Below are 17302 nucleotides of genomic sequence, written 5' to 3'. Positions count from 1 at the left end.
ACTTCGGGACAGAATTTACATTTGTCTCCACGCGCCGCATCGCGTCGTGCTACAACGAATCGTCTATCTGGGAGGGGGACTCCCATCGGGCTTTATTGAACGGTTGCGCGTGCTTGCGCTGTGCGGCGCTCGCCTCAGTATGCGTCAGGAAAGCTAGAACTCGACATTTCTCAGGGGGAATCGATGTTCACCAGAGTTTCGATCATCACGGCGCTGGCTGGATTCGCCATGTGCCTGGCCGCCGCATCTGCGGACGCCCGAGTCCGCGCGTCCGGCGCACATCACACCTCCAGTCATGGCGGTCACTACTCGTCGGGCCACGGCTCTTCGCATAAGGGCGGTAGCTACCGTAGTCCAAGCACCAACAATCAATACCGTCGGCACAAGCCTTAGTTTTTAAGCTAAGAGATTAATGGCAAGGAGACCAGTTCAGTGGAATTGTCGAGGTCGGACTGAATTTTCTCCGTGTCCGTCAATCTGAAGGTGTACTCTGACCCAGGCTATCCAGCAATGCCAAAGAAAACAAATAGGCAATAGTTTCAACCGTTAATCAAAAGCTTGGCCGCTCTCGGCTAGTCAAAGTCCGGGTGATTATTTTCTAAGCCGGTAATTATATCTGGAGAGGAATGTCATGTCTAATGACGAGAAAATGCAAGAAGTAGTAGAGGTGCTGCATGGCATAAATATCACGGATGATGCCATCGAACTTTTCGTCACGTCTACTGGATATACAAAAAAAGAAGATTTCCAAATTGACGTCAACACTGGTTTCACCGGCCAATCACCTGTTGCGATAACTGTGTTGCGAATTAGGCCGGATTTTGGAAAGATGAGGCGTAACGTGGTGAGAATTTGTTTCACAAAGGCGGAGTTGGGAATTGAAGGGTGGTTCGAAGTTGCGCTCGTCAACAAGATCGGTAACAGCTTTCTGAATGTATAAATTGGCATTCTAGGAAGTGCCCTCGGCGCAAATGGGGTCAGAATGCACTACTCTCGTACGTGGCAGCTTCGAAGTTTTACTCTGACCCAAATTTTTGCATATTCATTCAAGCTGAACCCGCGTTGTGGGTCGGATTAATCAGGCGTTAGCCGCTAGTGAGATTCCATGGCTGAAGCACTCTCAATATACTGCCCTCATTGTCATAAGCACACGGCCCTTACGCCGGCGCCCGTCAAATACAAGCACGACTACGATGAGTACACCACTCGCGCTTTCTGGCAGAAGAGCAACGGAAAAGTGTGGTGGATCGGCGTCTGTAATGCCTGCGAAGAGCCAGTTCTGGTACTGAACAAAGGCGATAGAATATATCCGAGGCCATTGCCAAAGCCAACTGAGCAAGACATCCCAGATTTGATTCGTGCGGATCTCGACGAGGCAAAGATCTGCTTCAGCGCCGGCGCTTATCGCGCTTCTGCTGTTATGGCGCGTCGCGCAATGCAGGTTGCTTCGATCGATAAGGGAGCAAAGGGCGAAAAGCTAGTTTCGCAAGTAGCCGATCTTCAGCAGAGCGGAAAGATCACAACCGACCTGAAAGAGTGGGCAGATGCGGTGCGATGGGTCGGAAACGACGCGGCGCATCCCAATGGAGTACAAGTCGCTCAAGATGATGCAGCGGACGTATTGCATCTGGCAGAGCAGTTCCTACACGTACTTTACGTTGCGCCTGCTCTAGCAGCGGGAATCAAGAAACGCTTGGGTAAAACGTGATCACGGCAAGGAGCTATAGATTTTTTGGCCCGGTTGACGAAGTTCAATGACTCAGCGAGTATCACATTATTCCGCGTTTAGGCAGTTCAATAGTAGTTGAGCCAATGGATCGACAATGAAGATATCTGAGAGAGAATATCTAGCGTCTTTTCCGCTTGATAAGCGTTCCGAGACATTCAAGTACGCCATTGACACCCGAAAGTTCGAAATTGAGCTTTATTGGAAGCGCGCGACCTATTTTTGGACATTCATCGCTGCGACATTGGCGGGATACTCTGCCATCCAACTATCGTCATCAGTTTCGGACAAGACGGATCTTTCGGTAATGCTTTCTTGCCTGGGTCTTCTCTTTTCGTTTGGCTGGCACTGCGTTAATCGAGGCAGCAAGCAGTGGCAAGAGAACTGGGAAAACCACGTAGACATGCTTGAGTCTGAGGTCGTCGGCCCTCTATTCAAGACCGTGCTACGCCGCCGTAAACCCATCGGCATAGCAGAGCAGGCACTGGAGATCGCCACCGGCCCTTGGGCGGTTTCTGTGTCCGGCATCAATCAAATAATCAGCATCTTCGTTGTTTTTATGTGGACAGTCCTGCTGCTCGAGTCTCTCCGCCCATTCAGCCTCCATGCGCCGCTTGACCTTGAGCACCTAGTTCTTGTTTCGGGGACACTTCTTTGTTGCATCGGATTTGTAACGGCGGGCCGCACTTACAAAGGCACGCACGGTCATACAGCTGATCTCAGAAAGTCGCATATTGAGCCATTGGTCTAACAATTCATTCAAGCCGACGCCGCTTCGCGGCGCGGCTTAATTCAGGTATTAGATGTGCGGAGGCAGTGCATTGCGACCCAATGATCTAGACAATCAGGAACTTGAACGCAGAGCCACTTTGGTTGCACGTGAATGGGGCGGAGTTGTTCCGTACTTTCGGGAAATCTATGGCCGCGCCCTTTACCACAGCGCTAGCCGAGCATTGCATGCCTTTGAGCGGTTTGACGTCGCGTGTAAGGCGAAGGACGACGCTGAGGCCGTGAGTTCTGTGCATGAGGCTCTCGGGCATTGTGGAAACCTATCTCGCTACTTTTGGCCGTCTAAGCAAAACAGCAAGAGGAATTCCCCTTTTGCCACCTTGGCTGAAGCGCGAGGCTCCAAGTTGCGTGAAGCATTTGGTGTGACGGATGAGTCGCCTCTCAAAGATAGGGCATTGAGAGATTCACTAGAGCACTTTGACGAGCGCTTGGATCGTTACTTCCTCGGGCTGGATTCGGGAACGATATTTCCCGACCCAATAATCGGCGCATACCAAGTGGCAAAGATCCAATACGGCCATATTTTCAAGCTTGTTGATCCAAAAAACGAGATTTTTGTAGTGCTTGGCTTTGAGTTTAATTATGGATCCCTCAGGCCAGAAATCCAACGAATTGCTGACGGGATTTAGCCGCGCATCTAAAATTCATTCAAGCCGAGCCCGCTTCGCGGGTCGGCTTGATTAGTTAGCCACAAGAGCTATGCATGGGGGCCGTGTGGAATACATAGCAAAATCACCGCGTCTACGGCTATCAGTAACACTAATTCTGACCGTAGTTATTGGTGTCTTATCAAGCATCATGGCAAGCCAGATAATGCCTAAAGGTATATTGACGTGGTCGCTATTAACCCAAGTCTCTTCTTTCTGGTTGCTGGCATTAAGTTCCGGAATCTGGATTTTCATCCATGTAAGATTTTTAAATTACGATGAGAATGTTATGAAATATGCAGATGATTTGCACTGCATTGCCCTTATGCGAAAAGCAAAGCTTGAAGGGCTTGCTGCGTTGATACAGAAAAATCCAGAACAGGCATCTTTGGTAGATTCCAAGATGTTTCTAAAGAATTTGGGGGTAAAATGAGCATACTTCTCTCTAAGCCCGCGCAAGAAACATTACAGAGAACTGAAGTCCGCGAACAGCTCCCGCTACAACAGCTACTGTCGAGGCTTGAGTCTCTAAACGCAACAAATCTTGAGAGCAACTCATCAATTCGGCGAGTAACAGGCGCAACCGAAGAAATCTATGTAATGCGTATAAGCAGCAATTTCCGGGCCTTCATCACAAAGAAAGACAAAGACATTGTTCTGCTTAGTATCGAGAAAGGTTGAGGTAACGGGGCCAGGTTTACTTTTACTTCTGTGCTAGTGCTTTTCCACTACTTGACATCCACGGTAGCTAGTAGCAATCTGCATCCCAAGGAGCGTAGAAACTCCTCTAGTAGCGGTACCCACCTCCGACAAACCGGTGGGTTTTTTGTGCCTGATCCTCAGGTGCAAGACGACGCGTAGCCTGCGTCGGGAGGGCGGCTAATACAACACCCTTCGGGGAAATACGCCCGCCGTCTACTAGCGGTTTCTAACCTCCCGACATCCCGATGCCGATCGGCGGCGGGTTTCTGGCCGTCAAGGAGGGCTTCGCCATGCATCCACCGTCATCCCGTCCCGCCCCTACGCGCAAGCGTGCCACGCGCAAGGCAACCTGCTGCCCGAACTGGACCATCGTCGAGTCCGAGCTCATCCCCATGCTGACGCCCGAGCAGATCGCCGCGTCCGACGCCGCCGATCTCGCCCGCCAGCAACGCGCCCCGCGCCGCACGCGCCCACCGCAGCACTGCACCGTCGGCTGCGGCCATGCCGCCAACGGCAAGCGCATGCCCGCATTGCGCCTGGCCGGCCGCTGGATGGAGGAACTGGGCTTCGCCATCGGCAAGAAGCTGCACGTGCGCGTACGCGACGGCGAACTGGTGGTAAGCCTGGCCACCAAGGACTGAACCGACTGCCGTGCATCGGGCGCAATGGGTATGTGGTCAGTTAATGCTGACAGTCGGGGCCATGGCGAGGTGATCGATAAGCGCAGCCGGTCTTCTTGGGTGTGCAGAGGCTACCTGTGTCTCGCGATGTAGCTAAGCAAAGAAGGAGCGATTCTTCGCTCCTTCTTTGCTTGCAATGTAGTCAGCCCTTTGCACACCGCTGCAGGGACTCACCATCGGCGGCGCCGGCAAGGCAGGAGAGCGCCGTCAACGCTTCTTTTCGTTGCTCCAAGGTCAGCGATGTTTCGGCAATCGCATCGGGATGGGCAGAGAGCGACTTGGCACGCTCGATTACGCGGGCGTGCAGAGCATCGTCCTTCACCTCACCCAAGGTGCTTGCCAACAAGCGGGTTTGCGCCACGAAGTTCGCGTTGAGCGAATCCCGCTGCTGCTCTGCGTTCTTCGGCGATCCGTTGGCATTGGCGAGCATGGCCGATGCATCCAACCAGTGCCATGCGGCGGCAGACGCTTCGGTACGGGAAAGCGCATAACTACCGCCCACCACGCCGCCGACGATCGCACTTACGGCACTTGCTACCACGACTAAGGAAATTGTCGAGGCTTTCATAGGCTTCCTTATAGGATTTTGCAGAACCTCAGGGTCAAGTTCACTTAAGAAGTCAATCTGAGCAGACTTCCAAAGGATGGAGTCAGCGTGCACTTCTAGCTGCAAATGCGTTACGGCGCGGCGGCCTTGACGTCATACACGACCACGCGCTGCCACAGGTGCTCGCAATCGGCGACGAACTGCTTGTGAATGGGATGGACCTGATAGGCGTTCTGTCCGGCCACATCGTCGAAGAACAGGAGTTCCGAGGCGCTGTAGCTACCATCGACGACGCCGCGCTGCTCGGTCTCCGCCGGCACGCCGATGTGGATGCCGCGCACGGTGTCGATGCCGGCCAACGTTCGCAAACCGGCGAGCAGCTTGGCTAGATCCTCTTTGGAATCCGGATTCTTCAGCCAGAAGAACACGTGGTGCACGACCGGCGGGAACGATGCCTTGTTGGCGGACGTGGACGTGGCCGCGCGGGAGCCGGCGGCAACCACGCCGGCCGCCAACGCGGTGGCGGCAACGATGAGATCTCGGCGCGTGCGATCGGTCATGATCAGGCCCTTCAGTTCATAGTCTGCGGGCCTGCGAGTATAGGACGGTAATGTCGTCACCGATCGGCCTATGCTTCTCGGTTGGGGTTCACCTGGTCTATGTGCCGTAGTCGGGCGGCACCTAGCAGTCACGCCCGGCCCGCATGCGGGCCGCCGTGTACCTGTCCGGCCGCTGGCTGGAGGAGTTGGCTTCGCCATCGGCAAGAAGTTGCGCGTGCGCGACGGCGAGCTGGTAGTGAGCCTGGCCGCCGAGGACTGACTCGGCACTGGCTGCGCCACTGCTCTGCTCGCCGCGCCGGTGGCCGTGGCGTACGCTGAGAGCGCTTCGCAGTGCGGCTCGCCCAAGCGTTAGACTCCTCTCGATTAGCAAAGGCCTAACAGTTCGGTCAGGCACAAGCCGCTTCGTGCGTCGGATCAATCAGGGGTGAAGTGTCATGCCAAGTATCCGTCTTACTTCAATTAGGATCCTGACGGTCTTCGCTGCGGCGCTAGCCGCAAGTCCTGTTCAGTCGACGTCGCTTGACTGGCGAACGATCGACTTCAAGCAAGGGCATCCGCTTGTAGGGGAGAGCCTTGAGCAATCATTGGATAACTCGGCTAGAAGTCAAATCGAGAACTTACGCGTGAACGTTTCGATCTTGAAGGAGTATCCAGCTGTTCCTTACGACTTGATGGGCAGAGCAAACAAGATCGAGTGTAGCCCTGCAGATTGCATGGCGTTGTCTGGGCGTCGCGCTCAACTTGTATATGACTATCTTCTGGAGCAGGGAATTCCCGCTTGCCAGATCAAATCAGTCATAGCAGCCGGCATCAACAGCCCGGTCGCACTGCCTAGCGAGGATGCGTCACTTGACATGAGCGTAGATCTGTTGGTGACTCGCGGCGAATCGTGTTGAATGCGGTGGGACTTGAGGAAATGGCGTCAGAGCGCACTTCTCTGTACGCAACACCTTAAGGTTGGACTCGGACCCAGTTCTTACACCCCTGGCTGGCAAAGGCTAGGAACCTTCGAGTTCTTGGGTCGATTGACGGTAGTCAACGACTCGGCGAGGATCGCATGCCGTGTTTAAGCGGTCCAATAGCGGTTAGCGCCCATGCTCCGACATATCGTCTTTTTGCTGAGCTTGCTCACCGCGGCATCGAGTGCTGCGAACGCCCAGTGCCTGCCCGGTCAGCCGGCGGTGGTTGGGCTCACTGGGGTACTCGAGCGCGTCACCTTCCCAGGCCCGCCCAACTACGAGAGCGTCCAGGACGGCGACGAGGCCGAGACCTATTTCGTCCTGCGACTGCCGGCGCCGGTCTGTGTGCACGATTCCGAGCAAGGCGTCATCTCGGCCAGCCGCCTGCAACTGTTCTTGGAGCCTGGGCAATACGCTCTATTCCGGCCTCAGCTCGGCAAGCGCATCACCCTGCCGGGCGAACTGTGGCCGGCCGAAACCGGACACCACCACACGCCGCTCATGTTGACGCCGGTACGTGGGAAGACGGGCTAACGATCCGTCCAAACCGACGCTTGTTTGCTGGTAACGGATTCAGCTTCACAAAAAAGACAATCTGACTTCGGCTTCGGAAGAACTGAGCGTTGTCGTCGGCCGAACGCTGTAGATGCCTGTGCGCGACGGCGAACAAGTGGTGAGCCTGGCGGCTGCCGTACCGAAGACTGACTCGGTACGCTTCCCGCAATCGATTCGTCTGGATACTATCCAGAGCGATTTACGTCTTGTCAGCCGACACTGAGGATCCATGGGCACTAGACAAAGCTATGAAGCATCTTGCCTACGCCTGCAGCCGAGCTACTTGGAACCTGGCGATGTTCCGCCCGTTCCCGACCATCTCCCGCAATACGATGACGAGGAGCCATTGGGCGTCAACTTCTTTCGAACGGCGATAGACGGGGAAGACCTCAGCAATCTGACCTTGCCGCGCACATTCTTTGGCCGCTCCGAGATCAGTAAAGTCTCTTTTCAGAACACGGATTTTTCGGAGTCGAATCTCTCTTTGAACGAATTCACCCACGTGGATTTTTCATCTGCACTGCTTACGCAGAGTGACATGCGCGGATCCGTCTTTTCCAACACGTCGTTTGAATCTGCAGACCTGAGAGCATCAGATCTTCGCCGCTCCTCGTTTGAGAATTGCATCTTCACGGATGCGCTGATGGCTGGCACTGTCCTCACCATCGCGCAAGGCAACATTCTGCCGCTGTCGGATCGGCAGCGCGCAGAAATTGCCTGGGCAGACGCGGATGGGGACGAGCCGGGCGGTGGTTAAAAGTAAGCGGAGCTTCACTGCAGCCAGTCATCCCCCCGGACGAGCCGACATCGCCTCGATCCCATAGGCGCGCTTCGCTGTGTTCCTTTTGGTCGCTGCACGGGGACTGCCGCAACGGAGGCGCTGCGCTCGACCACCATGCCCAGGCCGATATGTCTTGCGACCGGTCATGAGGCAGCCCTGGGCATTTCGATGATTGACGGCCGTCGGGGCCTCGGCGAGGATCGTGCCATGCCGCGCTTGCACGGCCGATAGAGGGTCAGGCGCCTCACGGGGGACGCATTCATGGACGTACGCACCGTTTGGGAAATCATCTCCTACGCTTGGACCGAGATCGGGATCGACGAGACCGAATGCCAGGCGCTGGTGCAAAAGGGTGGTATCGGCATGGGTGATCTGGACGAGGTCGACCGGCTGTTCTACAGGGACATCTGCGCATCCTTTGCGGTGGACGCCTTTCTTGTCTTTCCATTGATGCTGTGGATGCTGATGCCAGACTGGGGCTACAGCGACAAGTACCTGCGAAACCGCATCGCCCGCTGGTATGGCCGCCCTTACTGGGTCCACTTCCTCAACCCCCTGCGGGTGCTGGGTTATCCCGTGGCGCTGTGCTTCGCCTGGAGCTACCGCGCGAAGCTTCGTCGCGCGGTGCACGTAACGACGGTGGCCTGACAGCGAGTGTAGGCGGCACGGCCGTGGTCGCTACTTGGCCGCAACCTCACCGCCGCGCCGCCGCCTCTCGCCGATACACTCCACCGAAGCTCACGTTCGCCCCGCCACACTGCAGGTTGTCCGCGACCACCAGCAGGTCGCCGAGCAGGTGCAGGCGGACCTTGCACTCGTCGTCGCTGACCTCGACCCGGTTGCCTTCCGGATAGCCGCGCGCGGTGACGGCGCCTATGTGCGGGCCGCCAGGCACCTGCTCCGGATCCGGGGCGGCGCTGGGCCAGTAGGCATCGCCGTTGACGGTGACGCTGCCGTCGCCATTGGCGGTCAACTGCAGCTCATTGTCGCCATCGTGCCAGCGGCCGTTCCAGGCCTGCGGCGTCGGCTGGGCCATGCTCGGCAACGGCTGCACGCTGGCCTGTGCGACCCAGCCGGCACTGCCGCCGACCTTGTTGGGATAGAACGCGCAGGCAAACCCGTCGCGCCGCTGCGCCAGCACCACCACATCGCCCTTGACCACGTAGGCGCGCTGCCGGCAGGCGGCCTCGCCCTTGCCCGGGCAACCGTCGCTGTCGTCGAGCAGGTATAACCGCGGTACCGCGACCTTGGCGAGCGCGAACCCGGCCGGGCTGTTGGTGAACAGGCCATTGCGGCAGGTGGCCGCATCGGCATCGTCCGGCGCGGCATGCGCCATCGCCGGTATCGCCAACAGGGCGAACAGCCAAGCTTTCTGCATCTCGATCACTCCAGGGGTGGGGGCAATAGTGTGGGCCAATGGCAGCGAGTTGGCGTCAAGCGACCCGAGGCGATCCGGCGTCATCCATTTGCGGCTTCACCGCTATTCGGGAAGCGCGAGGCGGACACGCAGGCGCCCGCGCACCACCTCGCGGTCGAATGCGTGGCTATCCGCGAACGAGCACCGATTGCAGCGCGCCCGCTCCCCAGCGCCTGCTTCGGCAAGGATGGGGACAACCTGATGTCAGCGGCGGCCCGGACGCGCTAAGACGTTCCAGCGGTACGCCGACCTCGGTGTCGTCAGGCAAGAGGCTCGCAAGCCTGTCGAAAGGTCTGAGCGCCTGCTCCCGTTCGGCAACCGAAGCCCCTACAATCCCGCCCATTCAGTCCGCACAGGCAGGAGGGAACATCATGGAAGAAGATCTCGGCGGTATCGACAAGGAACACGGCCATCCCCGCGCGCTCCAGATCATTCCGGATGAATTCTTCTGGGATTGCACGGACGAGCTTGCCCCGTTCGGATCCGACGAAGGAGACACCGCCCTTCACGAGTACCGCGAATGGCGCAAGCACCATCCAGGTGAACCGCTCGAGGACTGCATCGTCTGGACGATCGAGTCGGTTGGAGAGATGGAGGTGTCCGAGTATTCCGACGCGATCTTCAACGAGTCCACGGTGCGCGAGCAGATCGAAGATCCCGATTTCGACGATCAGCAGTACATCTTCACCACGGACGTCTCGGTGCTGGCGACGGCATTCGGCCAGCTCGCCGATGAGGGCGCGATCGATGCTTCGGCCAAGCCTTACGCGGCACGCGCGCTCAAGCGCCAAGCGGTGTGGGCAAGGCTTCAGCCCGATTGGGCGTACACGGACGAATACCTCCACAAGCTTTCGCGGCTGCAGGCAGCGCTGGATGTTGCCTGACGCTATGCCGACCTAGGCCGCTTGCGGCTCGGTCGATCTCACGCATCGCAGCGAACGAACAGCACATGACGACCGACGAGACCTGCCTTGCCGCCCGACAGACGATGGCGAGCATGCGCGACCGCATCGACGGGGATGCCGCGCTCAAGCTGACGCTGGAAGGGATGATCGCCGTCGAAGAAGCGCATTTCCCCGACCGGACGACGTACGAGGCAATGACGCATATCGAAGAGTGCGCAGCGTGCCAGCGGTGGAGCGCCAGCTGGCTGGACGCCCAGTTTCCCGAGCGTGTGACGCATCGCGAACGGTTGAGCAAGTACTGCTGCATCCACATGCTCGCCGCTGCGACGCATCCCGACGCCGAGGTCCGATTCGCGTTCGGACTGTTCAGGGGGGAGGATGCGTGCTGGTCGATCAACGAGCACTATGCGTTTGCGCGATTCTGTCCATGGTGCGGCCAGCAGCTGCCCAACCAAGCCTTCGAACCGGAGCCGATTGCATGAGCACCTCGCATCCCGTCCATGCCCTCAGCGTGATCTACGCCCGGAACATCGAGTGGGTCGCCGAGTTCTACAGGAAGACGCTTTCGCTCGACCTTGTGGAGCAGGACGACGCTTTCGTGGTGGTGGGGAATGCCCACTACGAAATCGCCGTGGTTCGCATGGCGGGCGACAGGGCGCCTGCTCCCGCACCTGGGCCGCTCCACGTGAGAGCGGGGACGCCAATCAAATGCTCGTTCCTGGTGGAGAGCCTGGAGCATGCCCGGTCCGCGGCCGAATCCTGCGGCGGTGCCTTCAAGCCGCTCGCCTCGGCGTGGCGCTGGCGCGATCAACTGCATTTGGATGGGCATGATCCGGAAGGCAATGTCGTGCAGGTTCGCGCCCGCGCGACCTGACACTTCGTCACGCCCGCGCCGGTTCGCGCTGCGGCCGTGGCGCTCTATGGCAACGCATTCGTTCCAAGCTGTCTTGAGATTCCGCCGACTCAGGCGTCATGTATCAATCAGGGGCAACGATGGCCGCACTACTCCTCCCTTTCATGGCATTGGCGGCGGTCGGGCTGCTGCTGAGCCTCTGCGTCCACGTCGCCTCCCTGCTCGGACTCCGGGTTCCAGGCGGTGCATTGGTCTGGTCGCTGCACATCGGCATCTTCGTGGTGTGGCTTCCCGCAGTGCTGATCGCCACCCGTATCACTCGGGGCAGGCCGCACCGCGACTACTGGAAGACGGTGCTGTCCGGATGCCCGCCATGGATGCGCTACACGGGATACGCGCTATTCGTCTATGCCGCCGCCAACTTCTTCTGGATCATGGCGACTAGCGAAGCGCAGGATCTCAAGAGGATCGGTGACGCTTCGGTCATCCGTGCATTCTCCGGGCATTGGTTGGTGTTCTATGGTGCCGCCTTCGCCATTCTCTACTCGGCGTACCGTACACCGCGCCTGCTCTCGCGACAGCGATGCGCCGATGGCCATGAGGTGGCGGGCAGCGACGCGTTCTGTTCCACCTGTGGTAAAAAGATCCAGCGGCCCGTAGTGGCCGAGTGACGCGAGGCGACAGCCTTGTCCGGCCGCGGGGGACAGCCGGTTCTGAGCGGTCCAGGGATGTCGGGATCACCTAGGGGGAATCGTATGCGGCGTGTAATGTTGGCTGTCGTTCTTTCGACAAGTCTCTCGGCTTGCCAATCCGCGTCGCCTCCGCGGGCGAACATCGCCCACGGCGACGGTTCTTCCCCGGAGCATGCAGTCGATCTATCCGCTGCGCACAGCGAAGGACAGGGAATACGAGCGGAAAGGGACTGGCTCAATCAGCACTACCCCGGTGCGCAGGTAAAATCGCAGTCGCTTCTGTCCGGACCACCGGTCATGGACCTGATTACGATCTCGCGGCCATCCGGCGAAGAGCGAGACGTCTATTTCGACATTTCGTCGTACTTCGGGAAGTGGTGATTTAGAAGTTCGTTCGATCCGCTAAAGAGATGTGCCATCGCTGCATGTTGTCGACGCTTCACCACAAGCCGCTCCCACTTTGCGGATCGGCCCGCATCAGGCGCAACGTCCATGCTGATCAATCGCGGTCGCGCAGTGACATATGGCCTTGTCGCCATTCTTGGCGTCGTGGCCCTGCAAGCATTCAATAGCTTTGCCTGCTACCAGCACGGGTTGCGGGAATTCCTTGCCGCGTTGGGGATGTTCCTGCTCGTTCCCTTGCTGCCGCCAATCATCGCGCTGGCGACGGCCAACCCGTTGCGCGCCGTCGGCGGCTGCCTGCTGTTCGCGCCCTGGCTGGGACTGGCGTACTACACCGATTGCGTACGCCCATACACCGGTGGTGGGGCGTCCATGATCTATGTCTCTGTCCTCTTCTGGGGGACGCCGAGCTCGATCCTCGGCGTGCTCGTGACCGGTCCCATCATGCGCATGCTCGGAGTTTCCGTGGCGGGCGCTCGCGCGAACGCGGGCTAGCCAGCTCGAGGCCTCGTATAGAGGAGGCCGTCGTCACGCGCGGTTTCGTATCCCCGGTAGGTCGCGTGCTCTCCGCGAACCCGGCTGCCCGCACGCGGATGGAAGCGGGCATTGGGGCCATCCAGCGGCATATCGCGCGGCGCTTGCGCATGATTGCCGTCAGGATCTTCGTCTAGAAACTGCAGCGATCGAAGGTGCGCACCCGCGACTCTTCGGCGACGACCAGGCGATCCCCGCGCTGGCCCAGCATGAAGACGGCGGCAACTTCCTTGTCGGGATCGCTCGCCGAGGCGGTGAGGATCTGCCAGGTCCACGGCGTCCGTGCGAGCAGGGTAACGAGGTTGGGCCAGATGTCCTCGCCCATGCCGGTCATTCGCTCGTTGCCGAACGTGAGGTAATGGCTAGGGTCGTCGGCTTTTTCGCACGAGCCACCTGCGATCACCCATTTGCCTTGGAGCTGTGCGGGGAAGTGGGACTTGGCCACGTTCTTCTCGTAGCGGCTGTCGGGCAGGCGCGTCAGTTTGCCGGGCGCCCAGGCATAGGCCCAGGTGTAGCGTCCCGGTGGCGGGCAGCGATCGCTGCCGTCGGGCGCGCGCTGGTGCCGCAGGCAGATCGGCGAGGTCTCGCGGACGACGAAGGTGACGTCGATGCGATTGCCCTTGGTCTGCAGTTCCATTACCTCTCCGGGAATCTGCTCGCCGGCGTCCGGGACGTACCCGGTCTTGCGTGCCCTGGCTTCCCATTCGTCGACGCGCCGGCCGATGGACGGGGTCTTGCCCGGAACGCGCTTGCGCAGGACGTCGATGCTGTTGGGGCAGTCGCTGCTGGATCCGATGCAGTACGACGAGTTGAGGTAGACGATCTCGTCGGTGCCGTCGCCATCGAGATCGACGGCGCGGACGAAACCCGCATAGTCCTCGGCGATGATGTCGTCGTTGACGGAGAAGTCTTGCCACAGGTCCACGATCTCGTGCGCCCGCAGCCATCCCAGCTTTCCTCCCTCCGCCTCCGCTTCCGCCGCGGGAGCCAGCGCCAGCAGCACGGTCATCATCCCGATCCGCATCCTTGCTCTCTCCTTCGCGTGTGGACACGGCACGGTACTACGCGGCCAGGCATGCGTCCAAGGAGGCAATGCGACCGGATATCGAATCCGGCGAGGTCCGCAGGCAACCGCTCGCCGCGGCCATGGATGTGCAAAGCGGGATCGCGCACGGCATGGCTGCAGTTCCTTGCGGCTGTGAGATCGCCAAGACCTGCAATGGCTGGTGCCGGTGAAACCCGGACGGGAACCGCGTGATGAGGCCTGGACAGCTGACGCGCCACGGCCATCAAGCTGGCGTATCCTCGCGCCGGTCTTCCCTGCGTGTGTGCTGCCGATGTCGATCCGGATGTTGCCGCTGTTGCTGTTGTGGTCGTCGCTGGCGGCCGCGCCGATCGCGCGGGCAGCGCAGCCGCACTGCCTGCCCTATGGCCCGATCAAGGTCACGCTGTCCGGCAAGTTGGAGCCGCACGCAAAAACAGCGCCGGCCAGTGAAGCTGTTGCAGCCGATGCCGACAGCGAGGTGCTGGTGCTGCCGAAGCCGGTGTGCGTGGCGGCGACGCCCGCCGGTCAGGCGCCACGCCACGACGCTGTGCGGCGCCTGCGCCTGGCGGTGACCAAGGACCAGGCAGCGCATCTGGAAGAAGAAGGCGCCGGGCAGATCGTGCGCGTCACCGGCATGCTGTCGGAAGTGGCGGGGAGTGATGACTCACCCAACCTGCTGTTGACGGCGATCGGGATCGATAGCGACTGACGCGGCGCGGCACGCACCGAGTTGCAGGCGCAGGCCGGCCTCCTGGCGAGGACCGCGCTTTCGTTGCATGCCGTCACGCGCATGCCGGCGATGCCACGGAGTTGCAACATGGATGACATATCGTGCCGCGCTACGCCATCGTCTGGCGCGCCGTCGCGGGCTGCTGCGCAAGCCGAACGGAATCGTCATCCAGCCCAAAGGAATCGCCATGTTGCTGCATCCCGATCTTTCCGCGTGCCGCTCGGCCACGCGTTCGTCGCGCCTGTCCGCTGCCCCGGTCCGTAACCGCCTGGCCCAGGCCTGCGCCGGCCTGCTGCTGGCGTCGATCGTCACCGCGGCCGCCGCCCAGGACATGGCGCCGTCGCTGGCCGGTAGCGAGCAGCAGGCCACGCGCGGCACCGCGACCGGCGATGCGGCGACCTCGCTGGACACCATCACCGTCACCGCCGAGCACCGCGAGCAGAACCTGCAGGAAGTGCCCGTGTCGGTGGGCGTGGTGCAGGGCGATGCGATGCGCAACTACACCGCCGGCGGCGACGACACGTTGCTGGCGCTGTCCGGCCGGGTGCCCAGCTTCTACGCCGAGACCACCACCGGCCGCATCTTCCCGCGCTTCTACATCCGCGGCCTGGGCAACATCGACTTCTATCTCGGCGCCTCGCAGCCGGTGTCGATCATCCAGGACGACGTGGTGCTGGAGCATGTGGTGCTGAAGTCCAATCCGGTCTACGACCTGGACCAGGTGGAAGTGCTGCGCGGTCCGCAGGGCTCGCTGTTCGGCCGCAACACCACCGCCGGCATCGTCAAGTTCGACAGCATCAAGCCCAGCGACGACTACAGCGGCCGGCTCAGCGCCAGCTACGGCAGCTACGGCACCACCTCGCTCGACGGCGGTTTCGGCGGCCCGATCAACGACGTGCTGTCGTTCCGCGTGTCGGCGTTGTACCAGCACCGCGACGATTGGGTGGACAACACCTACAGCGGCCCCAGCGCCGACGGCACGGTGACGCCGAAGAAGGACGCGATGGGCGGCTACGACGACCGCAACGCGCGCCTGCAGCTGCTGCTCAAGCCGAGCGAGGACTTCTCGCTGCTGGCTTCGGCGCATACCCGCGACTACGACGGCACCTCCACGCTGTTCCTGCGTAATGCCGTCACCAAGGGTTCCAATAAGGTGGACGTGCCGCGCGACCAAGTGGCCTACGACGAGGCGCACGACAATCCGCAGGCCTACAAGACCCACGGCGGTTCGCTCAAGGGGGTGTACGACTTCGGCGGCGTGTCGCTGACCTCGATCAGCGCCTACGAAACTACCTCCGGCTACAGCCGCGGCGACACCGACGGCGGCGCGGCGGCGAACTATCCGGTCAACGGCGTGGCCAATGGCTACGGCCAGTCGATGGGCCAGGTGCGCGACCTGGACCAGTACACGCAGGAGCTGCGCCTGGCCAGCGAAGGCGACGCGGCGCTGCAGTGGCAGGCCGGCGCGTTCTACTTCGACGGCAAGGACACCACCGATTTCTACCAGCGCGCGTACTTCCTGCAGACCGCGGCGCGCAACCCGAACAACTGGGTGCGCCTGCGCAACAGCAACACCTCGTGGGCCGGTTTCGGCCAGTTGACCTACAAGGCCACCGATGCGCTGACCCTGACCGCGGGCGTGCGCCAGACCCGCGACAGCAAGGAAACCAAGCTGCTCAAGACCGCCGATACCACCGCCGGCGTGGTCACCTACCGTGGCCGCCGCGACGTGCGCATGGCCGATACGCAGCCGAGCTGGGATTTCAGCGCGATGTACGCGATCGACGACAACGTCAGCGTGTACGCGAAGGTGGCGCGCGGCTTCCGCGGCCCGACCATCCAGGGCCGTTCGGCGGTGTTCAACTCCGACTTCACCACCGCCGATTCGGAGACGATCCTGTCCTGGGAAGCGGGCATCAAGAGCAGCCTGTTCGACAACCGCCTGCGCCTGAACGTCACCGGCTTCACCTACACGGTCGACGACATCCAGCTCAACGGCAACGACTCCAACGGCAACGGCGTGCTGTTCAACGCCGACAAGGCCAAGGCCTACGGCATGGAAGCCGATCTGGACTGGCGCCCGATCCCGAACCTGTCGCTGAGCGCCGGCCTGAGCCTGCTGCACAGCGAGATCCAGGACAAGCGGGTGTACGCGCAGGTGTGCGCGCTGAACGGCGTGGTGGTGTGCACGGTGAACGATCCGACGATCAAGGTCGGCGCCAACACCTTCGCCCAGATCGACGGCAATCCGCTGCCGAACGCGCCCACCTACAACGTCAACCTGGCCGCGCGCTACGACATCCCGGTCGCCGACGGCGGCGCGTTCTTCGTCGCCACCGACTGGAACAAGCAGGGCAAGACCAGCTTCGTGCTGTACGACTCGACCGAGTTCAATTCCAAGGGCAGCTTCGAAGGCGGCCTGAAGCTGGGCTACAGCGGCGACTACGGCGCGTGGGAAGTGGCGGCGTTCGCGCGCAACATCACCAACGAGAAGAACCTCAAGGGCGTGATCGAGAACTACATGGCGGCGGTGTACAACGAGCCGCGCATCGTGGGCCTGTCGGTCGACGTCCATTGGCATTGATGCGCAAAAGGCCGGTAGTCCTGTAGCGGCTCCGGCTGGCCTCGGGTGGCCAGCGCCGCGATGGCGCAGCCTGTCGGTTGACGGGCTGCACCGTCGCGCCCGCCTGTGTAGGAGCGGCTTCAGGGCACCTCTAAAAACCTGCCTGCTTTGGCATCATATGGTCTGAGAAGACAGCCGAGGCCTTGCGATGATCA

Annotated in this window: 20 protein-coding genes; 16 read left to right on the top strand and 4 right to left on the bottom strand. The window is 60.5% G+C overall.

Translation table 11 applies throughout. The features are described from left to right. The first annotated feature begins 631 nt into the window (after positions 1-631). From JR064_RS21585 to JR064_RS21560, 6 genes are all read left to right on the top strand, one after another. A complete protein-coding gene (locus JR064_RS21585; protein ID WP_206231088.1) occupies positions 632-940 on the top strand; it encodes a hypothetical protein in 309 nt (102 codons plus the stop codon). Between the two features lie 165 nt (positions 941-1105). Continuing rightward, positions 1106-1708 (top strand): DUF4145 domain-containing protein, encoded by a 603-nt coding sequence (locus tag JR064_RS21580; protein WP_206231087.1) that lies wholly within the window; start codon positions 1106-1108, stop codon positions 1706-1708. Between the two features lie 115 nt (positions 1709-1823). After that, positions 1824-2477, top strand: a complete 654-nt coding sequence (locus tag JR064_RS21575) for a RipA family octameric membrane protein (protein ID WP_206231086.1) — start codon at positions 1824-1826, stop codon at positions 2475-2477. Positions 2478-2595: 118 nt separating this feature from the next. Then, a complete protein-coding gene (locus tag JR064_RS21570) occupies positions 2596-3144 on the top strand; it encodes a hypothetical protein (RefSeq protein ID WP_206231085.1) in 549 nt (182 codons plus the stop codon). Positions 3145-3229: 85 nt separating this feature from the next. After that, entirely contained in the window at positions 3230-3595 is a 366-nt protein-coding gene (locus tag JR064_RS21565) for a hypothetical protein (protein WP_206231084.1), read from the top strand. A 514-nt stretch (positions 3596-4109) separates the two neighbouring features. Beyond that, a complete protein-coding gene (locus JR064_RS21560; protein WP_484607065.1) occupies positions 4110-4505 on the top strand; it encodes a SymE family type I addiction module toxin in 396 nt (131 codons plus the stop codon). A 181-nt stretch (positions 4506-4686) separates the two neighbouring features. Here the strand turns inward: JR064_RS21560 and JR064_RS21555 are convergent, their stop codons facing one another. Continuing rightward, on the bottom strand, positions 4687-5112 hold the full coding sequence (locus JR064_RS21555; protein ID WP_206231083.1) for a hypothetical protein: 426 nt from the start codon (positions 5110-5112) through the stop codon (positions 4687-4689). Positions 5113-5222: 110 nt separating this feature from the next. Continuing rightward, positions 5223-5651 (bottom strand): Dabb family protein, encoded by a 429-nt coding sequence (locus JR064_RS21550; protein WP_206231082.1) that lies wholly within the window; start codon positions 5649-5651, stop codon positions 5223-5225. Positions 5652-6745: 1094 nt separating this feature from the next. Here JR064_RS21550 and JR064_RS21540 point away from each other — a divergent pair. From JR064_RS21540 to JR064_RS21530, 3 genes are all read left to right on the top strand, one after another. Beyond that, on the top strand, positions 6746-7144 hold the full coding sequence (locus JR064_RS21540; protein WP_206231080.1) for a DUF4431 domain-containing protein: 399 nt from the start codon (positions 6746-6748) through the stop codon (positions 7142-7144). 250 nt (positions 7145-7394) lie between these two features. Continuing rightward, a complete protein-coding gene (locus JR064_RS21535; protein ID WP_206231079.1) occupies positions 7395-7922 on the top strand; it encodes a pentapeptide repeat-containing protein in 528 nt (175 codons plus the stop codon). A 285-nt stretch (positions 7923-8207) separates the two neighbouring features. Then, positions 8208-8594 (top strand): hypothetical protein, encoded by a 387-nt coding sequence (locus tag JR064_RS21530; RefSeq protein ID WP_206231078.1) that lies wholly within the window; start codon positions 8208-8210, stop codon positions 8592-8594. Positions 8595-8640: 46 nt separating this feature from the next. On the opposite strand, the gene JR064_RS21525 is transcribed toward JR064_RS21530, so the two are convergent. Next, positions 8641-9324, bottom strand: coding sequence for a hypothetical protein (locus tag JR064_RS21525; protein WP_206231077.1), 684 nt, complete (start codon positions 9322-9324; stop codon positions 8641-8643). Positions 9325-9734: 410 nt separating this feature from the next. Here JR064_RS21525 and JR064_RS21520 point away from each other — a divergent pair, with 410 nt between their 5' ends. From JR064_RS21520 to JR064_RS21500, 5 genes are all read left to right on the top strand, one after another. Continuing rightward, positions 9735-10247: a hypothetical protein gene (locus JR064_RS21520; protein ID WP_206231076.1), complete on the top strand. Its 513-nt coding sequence runs from the start codon at positions 9735-9737 to the stop codon at positions 10245-10247. Between the two features lie 65 nt (positions 10248-10312). Beyond that, a complete protein-coding gene (locus JR064_RS21515) occupies positions 10313-10750 on the top strand; it encodes a hypothetical protein (RefSeq protein ID WP_206231100.1) in 438 nt (145 codons plus the stop codon). After that, positions 10747-11142 (top strand): VOC family protein, encoded by a 396-nt coding sequence (locus JR064_RS21510; protein ID WP_206231075.1) that lies wholly within the window; start codon positions 10747-10749, stop codon positions 11140-11142. Before JR064_RS21515 ends, JR064_RS21510 begins: the two co-directional genes overlap by 4 nt. Before the next feature lie 119 nt (positions 11143-11261). After that, positions 11262-11792, top strand: a complete 531-nt coding sequence (locus tag JR064_RS21505; protein ID WP_206231074.1) for a hypothetical protein — start codon at positions 11262-11264, stop codon at positions 11790-11792. A gap of 513 nt (positions 11793-12305) precedes the next feature. Further along, positions 12306-12710, top strand: a complete 405-nt coding sequence (locus tag JR064_RS21500) for a calcium homeostasis modulator protein (protein ID WP_206231073.1) — start codon at positions 12306-12308, stop codon at positions 12708-12710. Between the two features lie 172 nt (positions 12711-12882). On the opposite strand, the gene JR064_RS21495 is transcribed toward JR064_RS21500, so the two are convergent. Further along, positions 12883-13758: a hypothetical protein gene (locus JR064_RS21495; RefSeq protein WP_179570368.1), complete on the bottom strand. Its 876-nt coding sequence runs from the start codon at positions 13756-13758 to the stop codon at positions 12883-12885. Positions 13759-14086: 328 nt separating this feature from the next. Here JR064_RS21495 and JR064_RS21490 point away from each other — a divergent pair, with 328 nt between their 5' ends. Together JR064_RS21490 and JR064_RS21485 are read left to right on the top strand one after the other, a co-directional pair. Then, positions 14087-14503 (top strand): hypothetical protein, encoded by a 417-nt coding sequence (locus JR064_RS21490; protein WP_206231072.1) that lies wholly within the window; start codon positions 14087-14089, stop codon positions 14501-14503. A 208-nt stretch (positions 14504-14711) separates the two neighbouring features. Continuing rightward, on the top strand, positions 14712-17108 hold the full coding sequence (locus tag JR064_RS21485; RefSeq protein ID WP_206231071.1) for a TonB-dependent receptor: 2397 nt from the start codon (positions 14712-14714) through the stop codon (positions 17106-17108). The last annotated feature ends 194 nt before the right edge of the window (positions 17109-17302 follow it).

It is taken from the genome of Xanthomonas bonasiae (assembly GCF_017163705.1).
In the GTDB taxonomy this organism is placed as follows: domain Bacteria; phylum Pseudomonadota; class Gammaproteobacteria; order Xanthomonadales; family Xanthomonadaceae; genus Xanthomonas_A; species Xanthomonas_A bonasiae.
The sequence above is the reverse complement of the archived record's forward strand: the minus strand, read 5'-3'. Positions and strand labels throughout refer to the sequence as shown.

Coding starts and splice junctions, on each gene's coding strand:
- JR064_RS21500 (WP_206231073.1), top strand. CDS start 12,306: ATGCTGATCAATCGCGGTCGCGCAGTGACATATGGCCTTGTCGCCATT.
- JR064_RS21555 (WP_206231083.1), bottom strand. CDS start 5,112: ATGAAAGCCTCGACAATTTCCTTAGTCGTGGTAGCAAGTGCCGTAAGT.
- JR064_RS21495 (WP_179570368.1), bottom strand. CDS start 13,758: ATGACCGTGCTGCTGGCGCTGGCTCCCGCGGCGGAAGCGGAGGCGGAG.
- JR064_RS21515 (WP_206231100.1), top strand. CDS start 10,313: ATGACGACCGACGAGACCTGCCTTGCCGCCCGACAGACGATGGCGAGC.
- JR064_RS21485 (WP_206231071.1), top strand. CDS start 14,712: ATGTTGCTGCATCCCGATCTTTCCGCGTGCCGCTCGGCCACGCGTTCG.
- JR064_RS21560 (WP_484607065.1), top strand. CDS start 4,110: ATGCCGATCGGCGGCGGGTTTCTGGCCGTCAAGGAGGGCTTCGCCATG.
- JR064_RS21580 (WP_206231087.1), top strand. CDS start 1,106: ATGGCTGAAGCACTCTCAATATACTGCCCTCATTGTCATAAGCACACG.
- JR064_RS21525 (WP_206231077.1), bottom strand. CDS start 9,324: ATGCAGAAAGCTTGGCTGTTCGCCCTGTTGGCGATACCGGCGATGGCG.
- JR064_RS21520 (WP_206231076.1), top strand. CDS start 9,735: ATGGAAGAAGATCTCGGCGGTATCGACAAGGAACACGGCCATCCCCGC.
- JR064_RS21535 (WP_206231079.1), top strand. CDS start 7,395: ATGGGCACTAGACAAAGCTATGAAGCATCTTGCCTACGCCTGCAGCCG.
- JR064_RS21530 (WP_206231078.1), top strand. CDS start 8,208: ATGGACGTACGCACCGTTTGGGAAATCATCTCCTACGCTTGGACCGAG.
- JR064_RS21505 (WP_206231074.1), top strand. CDS start 11,262: ATGGCCGCACTACTCCTCCCTTTCATGGCATTGGCGGCGGTCGGGCTG.
- JR064_RS21575 (WP_206231086.1), top strand. CDS start 1,824: ATGAAGATATCTGAGAGAGAATATCTAGCGTCTTTTCCGCTTGATAAG.
- JR064_RS21540 (WP_206231080.1), top strand. CDS start 6,746: ATGCTCCGACATATCGTCTTTTTGCTGAGCTTGCTCACCGCGGCATCG.
- JR064_RS21585 (WP_206231088.1), top strand. CDS start 632: ATGTCTAATGACGAGAAAATGCAAGAAGTAGTAGAGGTGCTGCATGGC.
- JR064_RS21490 (WP_206231072.1), top strand. CDS start 14,087: ATGTCGATCCGGATGTTGCCGCTGTTGCTGTTGTGGTCGTCGCTGGCG.
- JR064_RS21510 (WP_206231075.1), top strand. CDS start 10,747: ATGAGCACCTCGCATCCCGTCCATGCCCTCAGCGTGATCTACGCCCGG.
- JR064_RS21550 (WP_206231082.1), bottom strand. CDS start 5,651: ATGACCGATCGCACGCGCCGAGATCTCATCGTTGCCGCCACCGCGTTG.